Below are 18909 nucleotides of genomic sequence, written 5' to 3'. Positions count from 1 at the left end.
TCCCCGCTCGCCGCGTGTCGGGGTCAGCCGCAGCCGCACCCTCCGCAGCCCCCGCCGCAGCCGCCCCCGCACCCGCTCCCCCCGCAGCCCCCGCCGTCGCCTCCGCAGCCGCCGGTGGCCGCGGCGCCCGCGCCGGTGGTGGCCGCCGTGCCCCGGGTGGTCCGCTTGCGCCACGTGGGCGGGTCGACCGTACGGAACCGCTCCCGCTCCCGTTCCCGACGCCGTTCCAGGGTCTTCTCGTAGGAGACGCCGGCCGGGATCCACCGGTCGAGCCCGTGCCGTCGGCGCGGCAGCAGGGCGGCCGCCGTGACGGATGCGGAGATGCCGGCTCCGCCGTGGACCGCGTACTCCAGGACCACCTCGGCGCCGTCGTACGGGGCCCCGTACAGGACGGCCTCGAAGGGCTCGGCGCGGGCGTCTATGTCGTGCAGTCCGCGCGGGAGGGATATCTGCGCCCCGCGCGCGAGCAGCCGTACGGAGCCGAGCGTGTCCTCGCGGCGCGGCCGGTACGGGATCAGCGGCCGCCCGGCGATCGTGTCGGCGTCCGGGTAGAGCCAGAAGTGCCCCGACGGGGCGGCCCGTACGCCGACCAGCAGCACGGGCTGCGGTGCGTGGTGCAGGCGCCGCGCGGCCAGGTCGGCGCTCCAGCCCGCGCCCAGCAGGGTGCTCCCGAGGACCAGCAGGGGCAGGGCGAAGCACTGCTGGCCGACGGCGTCGTACGGGTGGGGGCCGCCGTGCGCGCCGAAGTCGCCGAGGATCCCGTCGAGGAGGATGCCCGCGCCGACGAGGCAGAGGAAGGCACCGCCCAGGAGGCGCCCGTTGCCGCGCCGGTCGTGCCCGGTCGGCAGCCGGACGGGGACCGGGAAACGGTCCGGGCCGGCCGCGGCGCGGGCGAGCAGGGTCTGCCTGCGGCGGGCCCGCAGCCGCAGCGCCGCCCCGGTCAGCGCCCACAGCGACAGCAGGCAGACGAGGAACAGCCCGGTCCGGCCCGCGGTGTCGGTGGCGGGGCGTGCGGGAAGGGTGACGGCCGACTCCACCGCGAGCAGCGTCGCGGACACGACGGTCGCCCCCGGCAGGTACCGGTACCAGAGCGGCAGCGCCGCGAGCAGCACCGCGTCGGGATAGGCCCGCCATGCCGTCCCGGCCGGTGGGCCGGGTGCGTCGTTCCAGAGGATCAGGGTGAGCGCGAGGACGACGAGGAGGCCGAGGATCCGGCTTCCGGCGCCGGGGGCGAAGACGGCCGGGGCGCGTGCCGCGCGCCAGCGCTCGGCCGCCTCGACTCCCCAGGTACCGATGTCACTTGCCGGCGTCGCCCCGGTGGGCAGGTGCTTGGCGTAGGCGGTCACCGGCCCAGTATGGGAGCGCCAGGGCCACCGCGGAACGGGGATTCCCGCCCGGCCGTCGCGGGGTCAGCCCGCGACGGGTGCGCCGTGTTCCCGCCCGGCGAGCAGCCGGCCCTCGGCGTAGCTCAGTGCCGCCGCCGACAGCACGGACGTCCTCCCGCTGTGCAGGACGGTCAGCCGGCCGGTGGGGGGCAGACCGGGTGCGGGCTCGGCGCCGATGCGGCGCAGGGCCTGGACGGCGACCGCCCCGGCGGAACCGTGGTAGATCAGCTCGGCGCCGCCGGTGCGCGCGGCGAGGGCGGCCCGGATGGTTTCCTCGACCAGCTCGTAGTGGGTGCAGCCGAGGACCACGTCGGTGACGTCGACCGGGGTGAGTGCCGCGGCGGCCGCGACCGTCCGGACGATGGCGGCCTCGTCCGCGGCCTCGACGGCGTCGGCGAGTCCGGGGCAGGGCACCTCGGTGACCCGGGCCCCGGCGGCGAAATCACGGATCAGGCCGCGCTGGTACGGGCTGCCGGTGGTGGCGGGAGTGGCCCAGATCGCCACGCGCCCGCCGGCCACGGCGGCGGGCTTGATCGCCGGCACGGTTCCGATGACGGGGATGCCGGGCTCCAGGTCGGCCCGCAGGGTGTCCAGGGAGTGCACGGAGGCGGTGTTGCAGGCGACGATCAGCGCGTCCGGACCCAGGGCCGCGGCGGCCCGGGCGACGCCGCGGGCGCGCTCGGTCAGGTCGGCGGGCGTGCGCGGCCCCCAGGGCATCCCGTCGGGATCCGAGGACAGCAGCAGATCGGCGTCGGGCCGCAGCCGACGCGTGACGGCGGCCGCAGCGAGGAGGCCGATTCCGGAGTCCATGAGGGCGATCTTCACCTGGTCACCTTAATCGACGCCGCGCCCCCGTCCGGGCCGCACACCCTCAGGCGGACGGGATGCCCCGACGCCCCGGGGGTCACCGGGACGGCCGGGAGCCGGACGGCGCGCACGGCCGAAGGCCCGCCGCCGCGGCCCGCGGCGGGCCCCCTCCGGACGCCCCCGGCGAGGTGGACGAGCGCACCCCCCACCCAGGGCACCCGAAGCGGACGGGGCCTGGACGGCGCCCCGGGCGGACCCTGCTCCCGCCGCCCCCCGCCGCGCGGGGGAGCGCCGTACCGGCGGGGTGCGCGACAGGGTCCGCGGGGTTCGGCACACTGCGGACATGGGCCTCCTCATCGCCGCGTACGCCTCCCTCGCCGCCTGGCTCTGGCTCACCTTCGCCCAGGGCATGTTCTGGCGCACCGACGTCCGTCTCCCCCCGCGCTCCGCCCCCGCCCGCTGGCCCTCCGTCGCGATCATCGTCCCCGCGCGTGACGAGGCCGAGGTGCTCCCCTTCAGCCTTCCGTCCCTCCTCGCCCAGGACTATCCCGGCGAGGCCCGGATCGTCCTCGTCGACGACGGCAGCGGCGACGGCACCGCCGCCCTCGCCGCCCGTCTGGCCGACGGGCAGCCGGGCCTGCCCCTCACCGTGGTCTCGCCGGGGGATCCCCCGCCCGGGTGGACGGGCAAGCTGTGGGCCGTGCGCCACGGCATCGCCCACGTCCGCACCGAGCACACCCGCGCACACGTCAACGGGCACGGGCACGGAACCGGGCACGCGCAGGGCGGCCCGGGAGGCGGCGGCGAAGACGGCCCGCACCGCCCCGGGCCGGAGTTCCTGCTCCTCACCGACGCCGACATCGCCCACGAGCCCGACAGCCTCCGCGAACTGGTCGCCGCCGCGACCTCCGCCGACCTCGACCTCGTCTCGCAGATGGCCCGCCTGCGCGTGGTGAACGTGTGGGAGCGGCTCGTCGTGCCGGCGTTCGTGTACTTCTTCGCCCAGCTGTACCCCTTCCGCCGGATCAACCGGCCCGGCGCCCGGACCTCCGCGGCCGCTGGCGGCTGCGTGCTGCTGCGCACGGAGGCGGCCGTCCGGGCCCGGATCCCCGACTCGATCCATCAGGCCGTCATCGACGACGTCGCCCTCGCCGGCGCGGTCCGCCGCGCCGGCGGCCGGATCTGGCTCGGGCTGGCGGAGCGGGTGGACAGCGTGCGCCCGTACTCCGGCCTCGGCGACCTGTGGCGGATGGTGTCGCGCAGCGCGTACGCCCAACTGCGCCACCGGCCCCTGCTGCTGGCCGGGACGGTGGCCGGGCTGGTCCTCGTCTACCTGGTGCCCCCGGCCGCCCTCGGCGCGGGGCTCGCCGCCGGGCGGCCCGCCGTGGCCTGGGCCGGGGGCCTGGCCTGGCTGCTGATGGCCGGCACCTACCTGCCGATGCTGCGCCACTACCGCCAGTCGCCGCTGCTCGCCCCGCTGCTTCCGCTTACCGCGCTGCTGTACCTGCTGATGACCGTCGACTCGGCGGTCCTGCACTACCGGGGGCGCGGGGCCGCGTGGAAGGGGCGCACCTACGCCCGGCCCGGTGATGCCTGAATCGTCCGGCTTCCGGCACGCGGACCCGGTCCGCGCGCCGGCTGAGGGAACGTCATCCGAGGTCATCGCATTGTGACCGTGCGTCAGCACCAGATAGGTGCAACACCCAACCGGTGAGTACGAGTAGGAACAAGCCGGGGTGCAAGTGACGAATCGTGCAGGTGAACTTCAAGTGAAAGCCGAGGCGCTGACCTGGGAATATGCAGGTCAGGGCGGTGTTGACGACACCTCGCTATGGACCCGGTGAAGTCGTGGGCTTAACTTAGGTCCCATGACCTCCCCCCGCTCCACTTATGGCGGCGGTTACTACTCCGCGCCCTCCTTCAAAGACACCCCCATCTACGACTCCCTCGTAGCCGAACGCGGCACTCCGCAGATCGCCCCCATCCGCGTTCCGGCCGCCTACGAGTCGCCCAGTGCCGGCTATTCGAGCGGTGGGTACCTGCCGGCCCTCCCGTCCGCCCTTCCCGCCCTGCCGTCCGCGCCGTCCGCGCCGCAGCAGCAGGGGTCCCCGGGGTACGGGTACCAGTACCAGCAGCAGGCCGCACCCCAGCAGCAGATGCCGATGGCGATGCCGGTGCCGCTCCAGAACGCGCCCGCGCCGTACATCCCGCAGCAGCAGCCGATGGCGGCCCGCGCGGGGTACGTCCAGCAGCCCCAGCCGCAGCAGCAGCCGCGCCCGGCCGCCATGGGCACCGGCTACGAGGCCATGCGCCCGGCGGCGCCCCGTCCGGTGGCGGCCCCCGCGCAGGTCCCCTCCTACGAGGATCCGTACGGCCGCCAGTTCCAGGGGCGCGGCTACTGACCCGGCACCCCGCCGCCGGGCCCCGCGGAAAACGGGCTGGGGCTCCGGCACGGAAGGCTGGCAAAATGCACTCATGTCGAATCTGTACGTCCAGTCGCTCCATGTCCATCCCGTCAAGTCGGTAGCGGGGACTGCTCCCGACGAGGTGACCGTGGAGCCCTGGGGCTTGTCCGGGGACCGCCGCTGGGCGGTGGTCGACACGGCGGGCGCGGTCATCACCCAACGCCAGCAGGCGCGACTGGCCTTGGCCTCCGCCCGTCCGCTGCCGGACGGGCGGGTCGCGCTGTCCGGGCCCGGGATGGCGGAGCTGGTGGTGGACGTGCCGGAGCCGGGCCCGCTGGAGCCCGTCGTCCTGTTCGGCAAGAAGATCGACACCGTCGTCGCGGCGAGCACCGCCGCCGACTGGTTCAGCGCCTACCTCGGGCAGCCCGTGCGGCTGGTCCACCTCGACGATCCGGCCGTGCGCCGTCCCGTGGACCCCGACTACGCGCTCCCCGGCGAGACCGTCAGCCTGGCCGACGCCTATCCGCTGCTGCTGACCACGGCCGCCTCGCTCGACGCCCTCAACGAGCTGATCGCAGGGGGCGACGACGCCCACGAGGGACCCCTGCCCATGAACCGGTTCCGCCCGAACCTGGTGGTCGGCGGCCCGGCTGAGCCGTGGGCCGAGGACGGCTGGCGGCGGATCGCGATCGGTGACGCCGTCTTCCGCGGCGTGCGCGAGTGCGGGCGCTGCATCATCACCACCACCGACCAGGAGACGGCGGAGCGCGGCCGGGAGCCGCTGAAGACGCTGGCCGTGCACCGGCGGATCGGGAAGTCCCTCGCCTTCGGGAGGCAGCTGGTGCCGGTGGTCCTGGGTACGGTGCGGGTGGGCGACGAGGTGCGCGTGCTGGAGTGATCCCACGGTGGCCCCGCACGGCCCCACAGGACCCGGCAGAGCCCCGCTCGCCGCTGACCACGGCGGGTGGAATGACACCTTCGAGGGGCTCCGGGTGCCCGATGGAACCAACGGGCGGGGCGGGGCCGTTGGAACAGACAGGACGTGTGAACACCCACCGCGACCGTCCGTACCGGATCGGGTGGCACGGGTCCCGCGCGTCCCGGAATGCGCGTCCGCCGGGCATGCGGAAGGCTGGGACGCGCAGACAGACGGATGGCTGGCGCAAGTAGGGGGAGCCGGGACCGTGCGGACAGCAATGGGTGTGTGGCGTTGGCGGCGCAATCCGCTGCGCAGGCCGACCGATCTCTTCGAGGCGTGGGTGGCCTTCGCCGCGCTCGTGTGCGTACTGCTGGTGGCTCCGGCCCTCGGCTGCGCGGCGGGCCTGAAGGTGGACGGCACGCTGCAGCGGGCCGCGCGCGAACAGCGGCACGAGCGGTACCTGGTCCCGGCGGTGGTGGTCCGGCCGACGCCGGATCCGGTCGCCGGCTCGGCCACCGATCCGGGCGCGGGGCGTCAGGCCCCGGAGCGGACGCGGATCGTGGCTTCCTGGACCGCGCCCGACGGCAGCAGCCACGAGGGCACGGTCCCGGCGGCGGAGGAACCGCCCCTTCCCGGCGACCGGTTCCGGATATGGACCGACATCCGGGGGCGGCTGGTGGGGCAGCCCCTCGACCCGTCCGCCGCCTCCTTCCACGCGGGCGTGGCCGGGCTGGCCGCGGCGCTGACGGCGGCCGCGCTGGCGGAGACGCTCCGGCGGCTGGTCGTACGCCGGCTCATGCATCGGCGGTACACCCGTCTGGACCGAGCGTGGGCCGCGGCCGGACCCGACTGGGGCCGGGCGGGCGCGGGCAGCTGACCTGGCAACTCACCGGCCCCGCGCGCGCTACCGTGGAGCCGGAGTCCGGTCCGGCCGCTTCGGCCGCAGGGGACGGCTCCGGCCGCTCCGGGAACTTCTGCAACACGAGTACGAGGGTGGGGGCACGGCAGCGCGATGGCTCAGGGCACGGTCCAGGTGACGCACGGCGGGGCCTCGCGGTGGCGGCGGCGCTCCGGTGAGTATCCGACGCTGAGCGCCGCGCTCGCCGCCGCGGGCGACGGCGACGTCCTGTCCATCGCCCCCGGCACCTACCGGGAGAACCTGGTCCTGCGTCATGCCGTCACCCTGCGCGGGCCCGAGGGCGCCGTGGCCGGCTCGGTGCGGATCGCCCCGCTCGACGGGGTCGCGCTGACGGTGCGCGCATCGGCGGTGGTCCAGGACCTCCACCTGGAGGGTGCGGACCGGGCGGCGCCCGCGCTGCTGGTCGAGGACGGCTGTCCGGAGCTGATCGACCTGCGCGTGCACACCCGCTCCTCGGCCGGCATCGAGGTGCGCGGCGGGGCCCGGCCGCTGGTGCGCCGGTGCACGGTGGAGAATCCGGCCGGGGTCGGCATCTCCGTCCTGGACGGCGGCGGCGGGGTGTTCGAGGAGTGCGAGGTGGTGGCCGCCGGGCAGGCCGGCGTCTCGGTGCGCGGCGGGCACCCGCGGCTGGAGCGCTGCCGCGTCCACCACGCCACGGGCGCGGGCATCGCCGTGACCGGGGAGGGCTCGGGCCTGGAGGCGCTGGGCTGCGAGGTGTACGAGATCAAGGGCACCGGGGTGCAGATCGCGGCGCGCGCCGCGGCCCGCCTCACGGACTGCGCGGTGCACCGCACCTCCGCCGACGGGGTCACCCTCGACACCGACGCCGTGCTCACCCTCGCCGGCTGCGACATCCACGACATCCCGGAGAACGCGGTCGACCTGCGGTCCCGTTCGGTGCTGACCCTCAGCCGCAGCACGGTCCGCCGGTTCGGGCGCAACGGCCTGTCGGTGTGGGATCCCGGTACCCGGGTCGATGCCGAGTCCTGCGAGATCCACGACAGCACGGGTGACTACCCGGCGGTGTGGATCAGCGACGGGGCCACGGTCTCCCTGGACTCCTGCCGGGTGCACGACGTGCCGGACGCCCTGTTCGTACTGGACCGGGGTTCGCGCGTGGACGTCGTCGACAGCGACCTCTGGCAGGTCCGCAACACGGCCGTCTCCGTCAGCGACGGCGCCGACGCGCAGCTCGACGACTGCCGCATCCGGGAGGCCGGCACCGGGGCGTGGTTCCGTGACCACGGCAGCGGCGGCACCCTCGCCAACTGCACCATCGAGAACGTGCAGTCCGGCGTGATCGTGACCAAGGGCGCCGACCCGGTGGTGGAGCGGTGCACCGTCGGTTCGGCCGCCGAGGCCGGTTTCTACGTGTCGGCGGGCGGCCGCGGCACGTTCACGGCCTGCCGGGTGAGCGGCAGTTCCGGTTTCGGCTTCCACGTCATCGACGGCTGCCGGACCACTCTGACCCGCTGCCACACCGAGCGCTGCGCACGCGGCGGGTACGAGTTCGCGGAGGACGGCCCGCTCGCCGAGGGGTGCACCGGCGACGAGTTGGGGGCACGGCTCGGCGCGCGGGCGGCCTCGGGCGACACGCTCGCCGGGGCGCAGCCGGGGATCCGAACGGCGTCGGCCGTGCAGGACCGGGCGGCAGTGCCCGCCGAGGTGCCCGGGCAGCGGCCCCCGGACCCGGCGCCTCCCGCGGCGGCCGCCGCGGGAGCGGGCCGCGGTTCGGGCGAGGTGCTGGGTCAGCTGGACGCGCTGGTCGGGCTGGAGAGCGTGAAACGCGAGGTCCGGGCCCTCACCGACATGATCGAGGTCGGGCGGCGACGGCAGCGGGCGGGCCTGAAGGCGGCCTCGGTGCGCAGGCACCTGGTCTTCACGGGCTCCCCCGGCACCGGCAAGACGACGGTGGCCCGGCTGTACGGGGAGGTCCTGGCCTCCCTCGGGGTGCTGGAGCGCGGCCACCTGGTGGAGGTGTCCCGGGTGGACCTGGTCGGTGAGCACATCGGCTCGACCGCGATCCGTACGCAGGAGGCCTTCGAGCGGGCGCGCGGCGGGGTGCTGTTCATCGACGAGGCGTACGCGCTCGCGCCGGAGGACTCCGGGCGGGACTTCGGGCGCGAGGCGATCGACACGCTGGTGAAGCTGATGGAGGACCACCGGGACGCCGTGGTCGTGATCGTCGCCGGGTACACGGAGGAGATGGAGCGCTTCCTGACCGTCAACCCGGGGGTGGCGTCGCGTTTCTCCCGCACCATCACCTTCGGCGACTACGGGCCCCGGGAGCTGCTGCGGATCGTGGAGCAGCAGGCGGAGGAGCACGAGTACCGGCTGGGCGAGGGCACGGGCGAGGCGCTGCTGACGTACTTCACGGAGCTGCCCAAGGGTCCGGCGTTCGGCAACGGCCGCACCGCGCGCCAGACCTTCGAGTCCATGGTGGAACGGCACGCGGGGCGGGTGGCGCAGCTGGCCGAGCCGAGTACGGACGAGCTCACCCTGCTCTTCCCGGCGGATCTGCCGGCTCTGTCCGCACCGTGCTGATCCGCGGGCCGGGAACCTCCCGGGTGTCGTGTACGTCGGCACGCGCGGCGGCGTCCAGTCGCGCGAGGAGTGCGTCGCGTTCGGCGGTGAAGGCCGGATCGGCCTGGTAGTCGCCGTGGCCGAGGATCGGCGCGGGCAGCGGGTACCGGGGGCTGCGCCCGTAGGCGAGCGGGTCGCGCAGGGGGCCCCGGTCGACGGGTTCGCCGACGGCGGCGCCGGTCTCGACGGGCCCTCCTATGGGGTCGGTGGCCCGCCACAGGTTGCGCCAGCAGTCGAGGTCGCGGTGGAGGGCGGCCAGCCGGCCGGGGCCGAAGAAGTCGGGGAACCAGCGGCCGTAGAGCCGGGCCAGCGGTGAGCCGTAGGTCAGCAGCCCGACGCGGCCGCGCACTTCGGGCGGCAGTTGCCAGACGGCGGCCGCCGCGAGCACGCTGCCCTGGGAGTGTCCGGAGATGACGAGGCGGCCCCCGGTACGGGCGGTCCAGCCGGTCATCCGCCAGGTCAGGTCGGGGACGGCCCGCTCGGCGTAGCAGGGCGGGGCGAAGGGGTGGGCGGCGCGCGGCCAGAAGGTGCCGACGTCCCAGAGGATCCCGACGGTCCGGCGGGCGGCGGGGTCGCGGTAGGCGCGCCGGCCCCACGCGACGAAGGCGGCGACGCCGAGCCCTATCAGCCAGGACCCGGTGTCCTGGGCGGCGCGGGCGGCACCGGCCAGCAGCGGGTGGGCTCCCCGGGCGGCCTCGGCCGGGACCCGTCCGCTGATCCATGCTCCGGCGAGGGCGCCGGTGCCCAGCAGCAGGGTGATCCAGGCGACGGCCCCCACGAACCACGGCGCGGAGTCGGTGAGCGCGGCGGCCGCCCGCGCCCCGGCGATCCGGCGGCTGCGGTCGGGGTCGGCGGGCTCTCCCGGGTACTCGGCGGCGAGGCCCGCAGCCGTCCGGCGCCGGTGCAGGGCGGCGCGGGCGACGGCCCAGGCGGCCGGCAGCAGCAGGGCGATCAGCAGCGGCGGCAGCACGGCGGCCTGCCAGGACAGCAGGACGGGCGGTCCGGGCAGCGCGGCCCCGGGCGCGCCCGGTGTGGCGCCCCCGTCGAGCCAGTCGGCGACGCGCTGGGCGACCCCGCCGGACATGACCCCGCCGAGGGCGCAGCCGAGTACGGCGACGGCGGGGCCGCCGAGGCCCCGCAGGGCGGCGCCGGGCTGGGGGGTGCCGCGGTGCAGGCGGTGGGCGACGAAGGCGAGGGCCAGCGCGCAGCAGCCCTGGCCGAGCATGAGCACCCCGAACGCGAAGTCCCCCGGGAGACGCCCGGCCGAGACCCAGCCGGGGCGGGACCAGCCCGCGTAGAGGAGGACCGTGGCGAGCAGGGCGAGGGCGCCGCCGGGCAGCAGGGTGATCGCGGCCCGGTCGAGCCGGTGGTCGGGCCGGGCCTCGGTGCGGCCGCGCCGGCAGACGACCCACAGGACGATGGCGCCGCCGGTGGCGAGCAGCGCCTGGACGGCCCACCCGGCGGCCTGGAGCGCGGGGGCCGTGGCGGTGGCGGCCCGGTCGTGGCGGACGGCGGGGGCGGCGACCGCCACCGCCACGGTGAGGAGTCCGGCGGCGGTGTGCGCGGCGCGCAGCCGTGCCACGATCCGCCGCCCGTACCAGAACCCGGGCTGCCCCAGCGGCGCCTCCTCCTCCCCCGGTGCGGGGGCGCCCGGGGTGGCGGAGCCGGCGGGCGGCGGCTGGGACTCGTAGGCGCTCCAGGTGCGGGTCGAGAGGTACCAGAGCAGGCCGGTCAGGGCGGCCGGGACCAGGGCGCCGACCGCGAGGCGGCGTCCGGGCTGACCCCACCAGGTGCCGGGCCGCAGGACGCCGAGCGGGGAACGGGAGCCGGAGCAGGCGGTGTTGCCCGCGCACTGCCAGGCGAGGAGGTCCAGCGCGACCTCGCAGGCCGCCGCGACGAGGAGGACGGTGAGGCTGAGGGCGAGGACCCGTACGAGGAGTCCGTACGTGCGCACGGCCCGCGCGGCCGCCTTGCCGGGGGCGGCGGCGGGCCGGGCCCAGTGGGCGAGGTTGGCGACCATGAACGGCAGGAGCAGCAGCCACAGGGCCCGGGCTCCGTTGCCGGAGGTGAGGCGGGACCAGCAGTAGGCCTCGGGCACGGGGCGGCCGCCGTGGCGTCCGGGACGGTCCTCGGCGTCGGCGTCCTCGGGGCGGCGGAACACGGCGGCGGTCGAGTCGCCGGTGATCCGGACGGGGTACGGGTCCCGGAGCAGCTCCGCGGGGGAGGCTCCGCCCACGCCGTGGACGAGCAGTTCGAGCGCGGGCGGCGGGCCCGGGGGCGGCGGTTGGGAGGCGGCGACGGGGTCCGGCATGGGGCCTCCGCAGGTGAGGGGCTGGTGCGCGCGGGGCGGCCCCTTCAGCATCCCGCCCCGGGGCGTCCCTGCCCAGGCCCCGTGCGTGTGAAGGACGTGCGGAGCCCTGCACGGCCCGGGACGGGCGATGTCCCGGCCGTCCGGAGACTTCTGACGGGCCGCCGGTTATGGTGGCGCGGCGGCGGCGCACCCCGCGCCCCGCACCGCGCAGGGGGTAACGACATGACCCGCCGACTCCGCCCCGTGGGGCTGGGTTTCACCGAACACGCTCCGACGCGCCTGGTGTTCACCGCCCGCGCCTCGGCCGCACCCGACGCCGTGTACCGGGCGCTCGCGGAGGAGGTGACGGGCTGGCCGTCCTGGTTCCGGGCCGTGACGCTGGCCCGGCCCACGCGCGGCGGCGGGGGCCGCGAGGTCCGGCTGATGGGCGGGGTCCGCTTCCGGGAGACGGTCATGGCAGCGGATCCCGGGCGGCGCTACGCCTACCGGGTCGACGAGACCAACGTGCCCGCCGTGCGCGCCCTGCTGGAGGAGTGGCTCCTGACCCCGGCGGACCGCGCCCCCGGCACCGCGCCCGCGTCCGCGTCCGCGTCCGGCAAGCCTGCCACCCCCGCCGCGCCTGCCGCCCACGCCACCCCCGCCGCGCCCGTCACCGCCGGCGACGCCGCCCCGGGCACCCTGGTCCGCTGGACCTTCGCCGCCGACGGCCCGCCCGCCTTCCGGCTGGCGCTGGCCGCCTCCCGCCCGGCCCTCGGCCACTCCTTCCGCACCGCGGTGCGCACGCTCGACGCCCGCCTGGCGGGCCGCACCCGCGGCTGACGGACCGCCACCGGGCGGGCCCTCACCGCGCGCCGGCTCAGGCGGTGGGCTCGCGCCAGTCCCCCGTCCGCAGGAGCGTCTCGATCGTCTCGGCGTACGGGGCGATGTCGAGGCCCTGCGCGGCCAGCCATTCGTCCGAGTAGTACTTGTCGAGGTAGCGGTCGCCCGGGTCGCAGAGCAGGGTGACGACGCTGCCCGTGCGGCCCTCCGCGACCATCTCGGAGATGATCTTCAGGGCGCTCCACAGTCCGGTGCCGGTGGAGCCGCCCGCCTTGCGCCCTATGGCCTGCTCCAGGGCGCGGCACGCGGCGACGCTCGCCGCGTCCGGCACCTTCATCATGCGGTCGATGGCGCCCGGCACGAAGCTCGGCTCCATCCGCGGCCGCCCGATACCCTCGATGCGCGAGCCGCAGTCGCTGCTCGCGTGGGGGTCGCCCAGGGTCCAGCCGTCGAAGAAACAGGAGTTCTCCGGGTCGGGGACGCAGATGCGGGTGTCGTGCTGCATGTAGTGCACGTAGCGCGCGATGGTGGCGGAGGTGCCGCCGGTGCCGGCCGTCGCGACGATCCAGGCCGGTTCGGGGTACCGCTCCAGGCGGAGCTGCTGGTACATCGACTCCGCGATGTTGTTGTTGCCGCGCCAGTCGGTGGCCCGCTCCGCGTAGGTGAACTGGTCCATGTAGTGGCCGCCGGTGCGTGCGGCCAGGTCGGCGGACTCCTCGTACATCTTCATCGAGTCGTCGACGAAGTGGCAGGTGCCGCCGTGGAATTCGATGAGGCGGCACTTCTCCGGGCTGGTGGTCTTCGGCATCACCGCGACGAAGGGGACACCGATCAGCTTGGCGAAGTAGGCCTCGGAGACGGCGGTCGAGCCGCTGGAGGCCTCGATGACCGGGCGGCCGGGGCGGATCCAGCCGTTGCAGAGCGCGTACAGGAACAGGGAGCGGGCGAGTCTGTGCTTGAGGGAGCCCGTCGGGTGCGTGGACTCGTCCTTGAGGTACAGGTCGATGCCCCACGCCTCGGGGAGGGGGAAGCGCAGCAGGTGGGTGTCGGCGGAGCGGTTCGCGTCCGCCTGGACCTTGCGGACGGCTTCCTTGAGCCAGACGCGGTACTCCGCGTCGCTCCGGTCTACGTCGACCGTCGTCATGACCGCGCCCGCGGCCTTGTTCGCGGCCACGCTCGCGTCCGTCGTACCGGTGGTACCGGTGGTGCTCATGCGCCTTGCTCCTTTGTCGGTTCCGTGGCCCCCTGCTTTCGCAATGTACCCCTCCCACCTGCACAAATGGTTACTTTGGGTTTCCATGCGGATCGCTTTCGGTCGCGTTCGGTTGCACCGGAGGCCACCGTGGGTGACCCTGGTGGTGCGCTACCGAGGGTGCAGCACCCGTAACACTGATGTCGGGGAGTCGCAGCCGTGATCAGTCATTCCCGCAGGCACTGCGTCGTCGAACTGCAGGCCTTGCCAGCGCGGATCGGTCAGGTCCGCAGAATCGTCTCCGCGCAACTGCGCCACTGGCAGCTCGATCCGCTCATAGACCGGGCTGCGCTCGGCGTGACGGAGCTGCTCAGCAACGTCCACCGCCATGCGCAGCCCGACAAGGTCTGCACGGTCGAGATCGAACTGCGCCTCGGGCGGCTGACCGTCTCCGTCTCCGACAGCGATCCGAGGCTGCCCGTGGTCCGGGCCGCCGATGAGCTGGAGACCTGCGGGCGCGGGCTCGCGCTCGTGGAGGCCGTGAGCGAGGCCTGGGGGGCCCGGCTCCTGCCGGACGGCCCCGGCAAGGTGGTGTGGTTCTCTCTACGGGCCGCCCCCGCGCCGGCGGTGCCCATGGGCACGGTCCGTATCGGCGTGAACAAGCCGGTACGGGAACCCGCGCGGGCGGTGCTCACCGCCGTGGACGCGCAGGCCGTCCCGGTCGCCGTGCCGGTACCGGTCCCGGTCGGCACCGGGCCCGGGTGACGCCCCCGGCCGCACACCCGCGGACCCGGCCCGGACGCCCGCCCCGCCGCACCCCGAGGGCACCCGGGCCCGTCCCCGGCCCACCACCGGACCGCCGCCCGGCGCCACCGCCTGGGGCCGCCTCACGGCACCCTGCCGCGGGCCACCCCCGGGGCCACCGCCTCGGGCCGCCCGCTCGGAAGCCCGTCTCGGGAATCCCGCCTGGTAAGCCCTCCGGGCCACCGCCTCAGGCAGCCGCGCCCAAGGCCCCCAGCGGGTCGTCCAGCACCGGCTGCCACGCCAGCTCCGCCGCCCCGACCAGGCTGTTGTGGTCGAGGGTGCACGGCAGGATCGGCACGCCGCCGCTGCGCCCCCACAGGCTGCGGTCGGCGACGACCGCGCGCAGCCGCTCCGGGTCGGCGTGCAGCAGCTCCCGGTGCAGTCCGCCGAGGATGATCCGGTCCGGGTTCAGGATGTTGACCAGCCCCGCGAGCCCGAGCCCGAGCCGGTCGATGAGCTCCTCGGCGGCGGCCCGCACGCCCGGGTCCGCGTACTCGGCGCGCAACAGGTCACGGGCCTGCTGGAGCAGGGACACCTCGGGGCCGGGGATGCGGCCCGCGGCGGTGAGGAAGGCCAGCGGGTCGGCCTCCACGTCCAGGCAGCCCCGGCTGCCGCAGTGGCAGGCCCGCCCCTCCGGGTTGACGGTGAGGTGGCCGACCTCCAGGGCCAGCCCCGCGCTCCCGCTGTGCAGCCGGCCGTCCAGGACCAGCGCCCCGCCGACGCCACGGTGCCCGGTCGCCACGCAGAGCAGGTGCTGGGCGCTGCGGCCCGCGCCGTGCCGGTGCTCGGCGAGCGCGGCGAGGTTGACGTCGTTGCCGGTCAGGGCCGGTCCGTCGATCCCGGCCGCCTTGACGCGCTCCGCGAAGATGGCCCGTACGGGAGCACCGGCCGGCCAGGCCAGGTGCAGCGGGTTCAGGGCGGTGCCCTCGGGCTCCGCGACCGCGGAGGGCACGGCCAGGCCGGCGCCGACGCAGCGCCGCCCGGACTCGGCCAGCAGCGCGGCGCCGGCGTCGACGACCGCGCCGAGGACCTGCGCCGGGTCGGCGGAGACCGTGACCTTGCCGGGCGCGGTGGCCACGATCCGCCCGCCGAGGCCCACCAGCGCCGCCCGGAACCCGTCCGGGTGCACCTGGGCGGCCAGTGCCACCGGCCCGTTCTCGTCGACCGACAGCCGGTGCGAGGGACGGCCCTGGGCCCCGCCCGCCCCGCCGGGGCGGGAGTCGACGCGGATCAGGCCGAGCGCCTCCAGCTCGGCGGCGACCGCGCCCGCGGTGGCGCGGGTGACGCCGAGCTCGGCCGTCAGGACCGCACGGGTCGGGGCCCGGCCGGTGTGGACGAGCTCCAGCGCGGGGCCGAGCGCGCCCCGGCCCCGCTCCAGCCTGGTCCTCGCGGACGCCGCCGAGGCCGCCGAGGCCTCGGAGGCCGCCGATGTCCCGGAGGTCCCCGAAGTCCCGGAGGTCCCCGAAGCGGTGGACGCCGTATCCGCGGCCCCGGCCGCCGTGGACGTCGTGGACACCGTGGTCACATCCCCCACCCGCGGCGGGGCCCCGTTGCCGTTCATGACATGGATCCTCGCATGATCGGGAGGCACCGGGTGCCCGGCTACGGCCCGAGGCCGCCGACGCGCAGGGTGATGTTGAGCCTCCCGGTCAGCCCCAGGCCGGGCGGCGCGGTGCCGGGCAGGACCTTCGGCACGCCGTGGAAGGCCCGCCGGCTCGGTCCGCCGAAGACGAACAGGTCCCCGCTGCGCAGCTCGACGTCCCGGAACGGACGTGTGCGCGAGACGGTGTTGCCGAAGCGGAAGAGGCAGGAGTCGCCGAGACTGAGCGAGACCACCGGGGCCCCGGACCGCTCCTCGGCGTCCCGGTGCATGCCCATCCGGGAGTCGCCGGCGTAGAGGTTGACCAGCGCGATGTCGTACTCCTCCCCGGGCGGCAGCGGTGTGCCGTACGCGGCGAGGACGGCCTCCCGGCCCAGTGCGGCCAGCCATGCGGGCATCGGTTTGACGGGGGCCCCGTCGCCGTCGACCGCCGTCCGCGCGTATCCGTACGGGTACCAGTGCAGCCCCAGGCACACCTGCCGGGCGGTCATCGTCCCGCCGCCGGGGGTGCGCACGGTGCGCAGTCCGGCGGGCGGGCGCGCCCACTCCCGGCAGGCGGCGAGCAGCTCGCCCTGGCGCCCGGGGCCGATCCAGTCGGGCAGATGGACGGCACCGGGGGCGATCTCGGCCCGCTCGCGCGGGAACAGTTCACCGACCACCCCTCCATTGTCGGGGTGCGCTGGCACACTCGCGGCATGAAGATCACCGAATACGTGGAGACCCTCGCCCGGGAGGGCGAGCTGCTGGCCGACACCGCCGGACGGACCGGCACGGAGGCCCTGGTGCCGACCTGTCCGGGGTGGCGGGTCGGCGACCTGCTGCGGCACACCGGGGCGGTGCACCGCTGGGCGACGGGCTTCGTCGCGGACGGCCTGGTGGAGCCGGTGCCGTTCCCGGACGCGCCGGAGCTGTCGGGGACCGAGCTGCTGGCCTGGTTCCGGGAGGGGCACGCGGAGCTGGTGCGGGCGCTGGCCGCGGCCCCGGCGGAGCTGGTGTGCTGGACCTTCCTGCCGACCGCACCGCCGTCGGCGCTGGCGTTCTGGGCCCGGCGGCAGGCGCACGAGACGACCGTGCACCGCTTCGACGCCGAGTCCGCGCTGGGGCCGGGCTTCTCGTCGGTCACCCCGGAGTTCGCGGAGGACGGGGTGGACGAGCTGCTGACCGGCTTCCACGCCCGGCCGCGCAGCCGGGTGCGTACCGAGGAGCCGAAGGTGCTGCGCATCCGGGCGGCGGACACCGGTGCGGTGTGGACGGTGCACCTGTCGAAGGAGCCCGCGCGCACGGTGCGCGGCGACACCGGCGACCCGGTGGACTGCGAGCTGACCGGTGCGGCGTCCTGGCTGTACGCGGCCCTGTGGAACCGGCTCCCGCTGGCCGGCCCGGAGGTGAGCGGCGACGCCTCGCTGACGGCGCTCTGGCAGGAGACCGGCCGCGTCTGACGGCTGGAGCGGCCTCCCCCGGGAGGGGAGGCCGCGGCCGGCCTCGGAAGGGCGCGAACGCGCCGCGAAAATGTATGTGCGGATCGGGAACCCGGTTGACAGGGTGGTGGGCATGAACTCCCAGCTCAACGACGCGACCGATGATCCGCACACCCCGGGCGCGGCCGGATGGACCACCACGCCGATCGGGGCGGACCTGCTGCGCGGCGCCCTGGAGGTGGAACGCACCGCGCGCGGCGTGCTGCCGCACCGGCTGCCGGCACGGGCCCGCCGGCAGTTCCCCGACGCCTACCTCGCCACCGTCGAGACGCAGCCCTCCGGGGTCCGGCTGGCCTTCCGCACGCGGGCCACCGCCGTCGAACTCGACGCGCTCCGCACCAAGAACGGCTACCGGAACGTTCCGCCCCGCCCCGACGGCGTGTACGAACTGCTCGTGGACGGCCACCCGGCCGGCCGGGCCACCTCGAACGGCGGCAACGTCCTGATGGTCGACATGGCCACCGGCTCCGCGGAACTCGTGCCCGGTCCGGTCGGAACCGTCCGCTTCGACGGGCTGCCCGCGCGGCTCAAGGACGTCGAGATCTGGCTGCCGTACAACGAGGTCATCGAGCTGATCGCGCTGCGCGGCGATGCTCCCGTCGAGCCGCCGCGGGATCACGGCCGCCGGGTGTGGCTGCACCACGGCAGTTCCATCAGCCACGGCTCCAACGCGGCGGGCCCTACGACGATCTGGCCGGCGCTGGCCGCCTCGCTGGGCGGTGTGGAGCTGGTCAACCTGGGGCTGGGCGGCAACGCCCTCCTCGACCCGTTCACCGCGCGCGCCCTGCGGGACACCCCCGCCGACCTGATCAGCGTGAAGATCGGCATCAACATCGTCAACACCGATCTGATGCGGCTGCGTGCCTTCGGACCGGCGGTGCACGGCTTCCTCGACACCATCCGCGAGGGACACCCCGACACTCCGCTGCTGGTCGTCTCGCCCGTCCTGTGCCCGCTCCAGGAGGACACCCCGGGGCCGCTCGCCCCGGACCTGCGCGACGGGAAGCTGAACCTGCGGGCCCTGGGAGATCCGGCGGAGGTCGCCGCCGGACGGCTCACGCTCACCGTCGTCCGCCGCGAGCTCGCCCGCATCACCGCCGAGCGCGCCGCGGACGACCCGCACCTGCACTACATCGACGGCCGCTCCCTCTACGGGGAGGCCGACTTCGCCGAGTTCCCACTGCCGGACGGCCTGCACCCGGACCCGGCCGGCCACCGCCGGATCGGGGAGCGCTTCGCCGAGCTGGCCTTCGCGAAGGACGGGCCGTTCGGGGAGGGCCCGGCCGATTCCGGCCATGGAGCGTGAGGCCGCCGGGGGCGGGGACGGCTGGACCGACGCGGCGAAGGAGCTGACGGCAGGGGTGGGGGACGTGGGGGACGTGACGGTCGAGGAGGCCGAGCGACTCGCGCGCGTCTTTCTGCGCGGTCGGATCCGGGGATGGACGGACGACGGCTGGACGCTGAAATGGAACGAGTGGGCGTCCCGTGAGGACGGGTACGTGTTCGAGATCGCCCCGGTCGGCGGGGTGTCGGTCGGGGCACCGGTGTTCATCGACCGGGCGGACGGCGCGTGCCGGCTGATGCCGGCCGCGGAGTACTCCCCGCGCAAGCGCCCGCCCTTCACCGGCCCCTGTCCCGGGTGCACTCCCAGACCTGCCTGACGTCGGTTGCGCGGCGGCCCGCGGTG

The 18909-nt window shown here is 75.7% G+C and carries 16 protein-coding genes; 10 read left to right on the top strand and 6 right to left on the bottom strand.

The window, feature by feature from the left end; translation table 11 throughout:
- Positions 1 to 23: 23 nt before the first annotated feature.
- Both ACZ5D2_RS14350 and ACZ5D2_RS14345 read right to left on the bottom strand, forming a co-directional pair.
- The gene (locus tag ACZ5D2_RS14350) at positions 24 to 1346 is read right to left on the bottom strand and encodes a hypothetical protein (RefSeq protein ID WP_468929236.1); all 1323 of its coding nucleotides are present in this window, start codon (positions 1344 to 1346) and stop codon (positions 24 to 26) included.
- Positions 1347 to 1409: 63 nt separating this feature from the next.
- On the bottom strand, positions 1410 to 2210 hold the full coding sequence (locus ACZ5D2_RS14345) for a glutamate racemase (RefSeq protein ID WP_371680051.1): 801 nt from the start codon (positions 2208 to 2210) through the stop codon (positions 1410 to 1412).
- 325 nt (positions 2211 to 2535) lie between these two features.
- Between ACZ5D2_RS14345 and ACZ5D2_RS14340 the strand changes: the two genes are divergently transcribed.
- The 5 genes from ACZ5D2_RS14340 to ACZ5D2_RS14320 all read left to right on the top strand — a co-directional run bounded on the left by ACZ5D2_RS14340 (position 2536) and on the right by ACZ5D2_RS14320 (position 8979).
- Positions 2536 to 3789, top strand: a complete 1254-nt coding sequence (locus ACZ5D2_RS14340) for a glycosyltransferase (RefSeq protein WP_468929233.1) — start codon at positions 2536 to 2538, stop codon at positions 3787 to 3789.
- A gap of 271 nt (positions 3790 to 4060) precedes the next feature.
- Positions 4061 to 4594, top strand: coding sequence for a DUF6643 family protein (locus ACZ5D2_RS14335; RefSeq protein WP_266837093.1), 534 nt, complete (start codon positions 4061 to 4063; stop codon positions 4592 to 4594).
- 73 nt (positions 4595 to 4667) lie between these two features.
- Positions 4668 to 5495: an MOSC domain-containing protein gene (locus tag ACZ5D2_RS14330; protein ID WP_371680049.1), complete on the top strand. Its 828-nt coding sequence runs from the start codon at positions 4668 to 4670 to the stop codon at positions 5493 to 5495.
- A 286-nt stretch (positions 5496 to 5781) separates the two neighbouring features.
- Entirely contained in the window at positions 5782 to 6393 is a 612-nt protein-coding gene (locus tag ACZ5D2_RS14325) for an Rv1733c family protein (RefSeq protein WP_371680048.1), read from the top strand.
- A 135-nt stretch (positions 6394 to 6528) separates the two neighbouring features.
- Complete coding sequence (locus ACZ5D2_RS14320) at positions 6529 to 8979, top strand: right-handed parallel beta-helix repeat-containing protein (RefSeq protein ID WP_371680047.1); 2451 nt, start codon at positions 6529 to 6531, stop codon at positions 8977 to 8979.
- On the opposite strand, the gene ACZ5D2_RS14315 is transcribed toward ACZ5D2_RS14320, so the two are convergent.
- Positions 8930 to 11329 (bottom strand): hypothetical protein, encoded by a 2400-nt coding sequence (locus ACZ5D2_RS14315; protein WP_468929228.1) that lies wholly within the window; start codon positions 11327 to 11329, stop codon positions 8930 to 8932. The genes ACZ5D2_RS14320 and ACZ5D2_RS14315 overlap by 50 nt on opposite strands.
- A 222-nt stretch (positions 11330 to 11551) precedes the next feature.
- On the opposite strand from ACZ5D2_RS14315, the gene ACZ5D2_RS14310 reads away from it, so the two are divergent.
- Positions 11552 to 12148: an SRPBCC family protein gene (locus ACZ5D2_RS14310; protein WP_468929225.1), complete on the top strand. Its 597-nt coding sequence runs from the start codon at positions 11552 to 11554 to the stop codon at positions 12146 to 12148.
- A 37-nt stretch (positions 12149 to 12185) separates the two neighbouring features.
- Here ACZ5D2_RS14310 and ACZ5D2_RS14305 read toward each other — a convergent pair whose 3' ends face one another.
- Positions 12186 to 13361, bottom strand: a complete 1176-nt coding sequence (locus tag ACZ5D2_RS14305; RefSeq protein WP_371680043.1) for a PLP-dependent cysteine synthase family protein — start codon at positions 13359 to 13361, stop codon at positions 12186 to 12188.
- A 198-nt stretch (positions 13362 to 13559) separates the two neighbouring features.
- Here ACZ5D2_RS14305 and ACZ5D2_RS14300 point away from each other — a divergent pair, with 198 nt between their 5' ends.
- Complete coding sequence (locus ACZ5D2_RS14300) at positions 13560 to 14105, top strand: ATP-binding protein (RefSeq protein ID WP_468929222.1); 546 nt, start codon at positions 13560 to 13562, stop codon at positions 14103 to 14105.
- Positions 14106 to 14331: 226 nt separating this feature from the next.
- Here ACZ5D2_RS14300 and ACZ5D2_RS14295 read toward each other — a convergent pair whose 3' ends face one another.
- Positions 14332 to 15705, bottom strand: coding sequence for an ROK family protein (locus tag ACZ5D2_RS14295; RefSeq protein ID WP_371680041.1), 1374 nt, complete (start codon positions 15703 to 15705; stop codon positions 14332 to 14334).
- A 41-nt stretch (positions 15706 to 15746) separates the two neighbouring features.
- Positions 15747 to 16403 carry an alpha-ketoglutarate-dependent dioxygenase AlkB family protein gene (locus tag ACZ5D2_RS14290; protein ID WP_468929219.1) on the bottom strand — a complete coding sequence of 219 codons (657 nt, stop codon included), beginning with the start codon at positions 16401 to 16403 and terminating at the stop codon, positions 15747 to 15749.
- A 36-nt stretch (positions 16404 to 16439) separates the two neighbouring features.
- On the opposite strand from ACZ5D2_RS14290, the gene ACZ5D2_RS14285 reads away from it, so the two are divergent.
- From ACZ5D2_RS14285 to ACZ5D2_RS14275, 3 genes are all read left to right on the top strand, one after another.
- Entirely contained in the window at positions 16440 to 17183 is a 744-nt protein-coding gene (locus ACZ5D2_RS14285) for a maleylpyruvate isomerase family mycothiol-dependent enzyme (RefSeq protein ID WP_468929216.1), read from the top strand.
- 112 nt (positions 17184 to 17295) lie between these two features.
- Positions 17296 to 18528 (top strand): GDSL-type esterase/lipase family protein, encoded by a 1233-nt coding sequence (locus ACZ5D2_RS14280; protein WP_468929213.1) that lies wholly within the window; start codon positions 17296 to 17298, stop codon positions 18526 to 18528.
- Positions 18518 to 18883, top strand: a complete 366-nt coding sequence (locus ACZ5D2_RS14275) for a hypothetical protein (RefSeq protein ID WP_468929210.1) — start codon at positions 18518 to 18520, stop codon at positions 18881 to 18883. The genes ACZ5D2_RS14280 and ACZ5D2_RS14275 overlap by 11 nt, the downstream gene beginning before the upstream one ends.
- Positions 18884 to 18909: the final 26 nt, after the last annotated feature.

The organism is Streptomyces sp. NPDC031479 (genome assembly GCF_055581065.1).
This window is presented reverse-complemented; position numbering and strand designations above follow the sequence as displayed.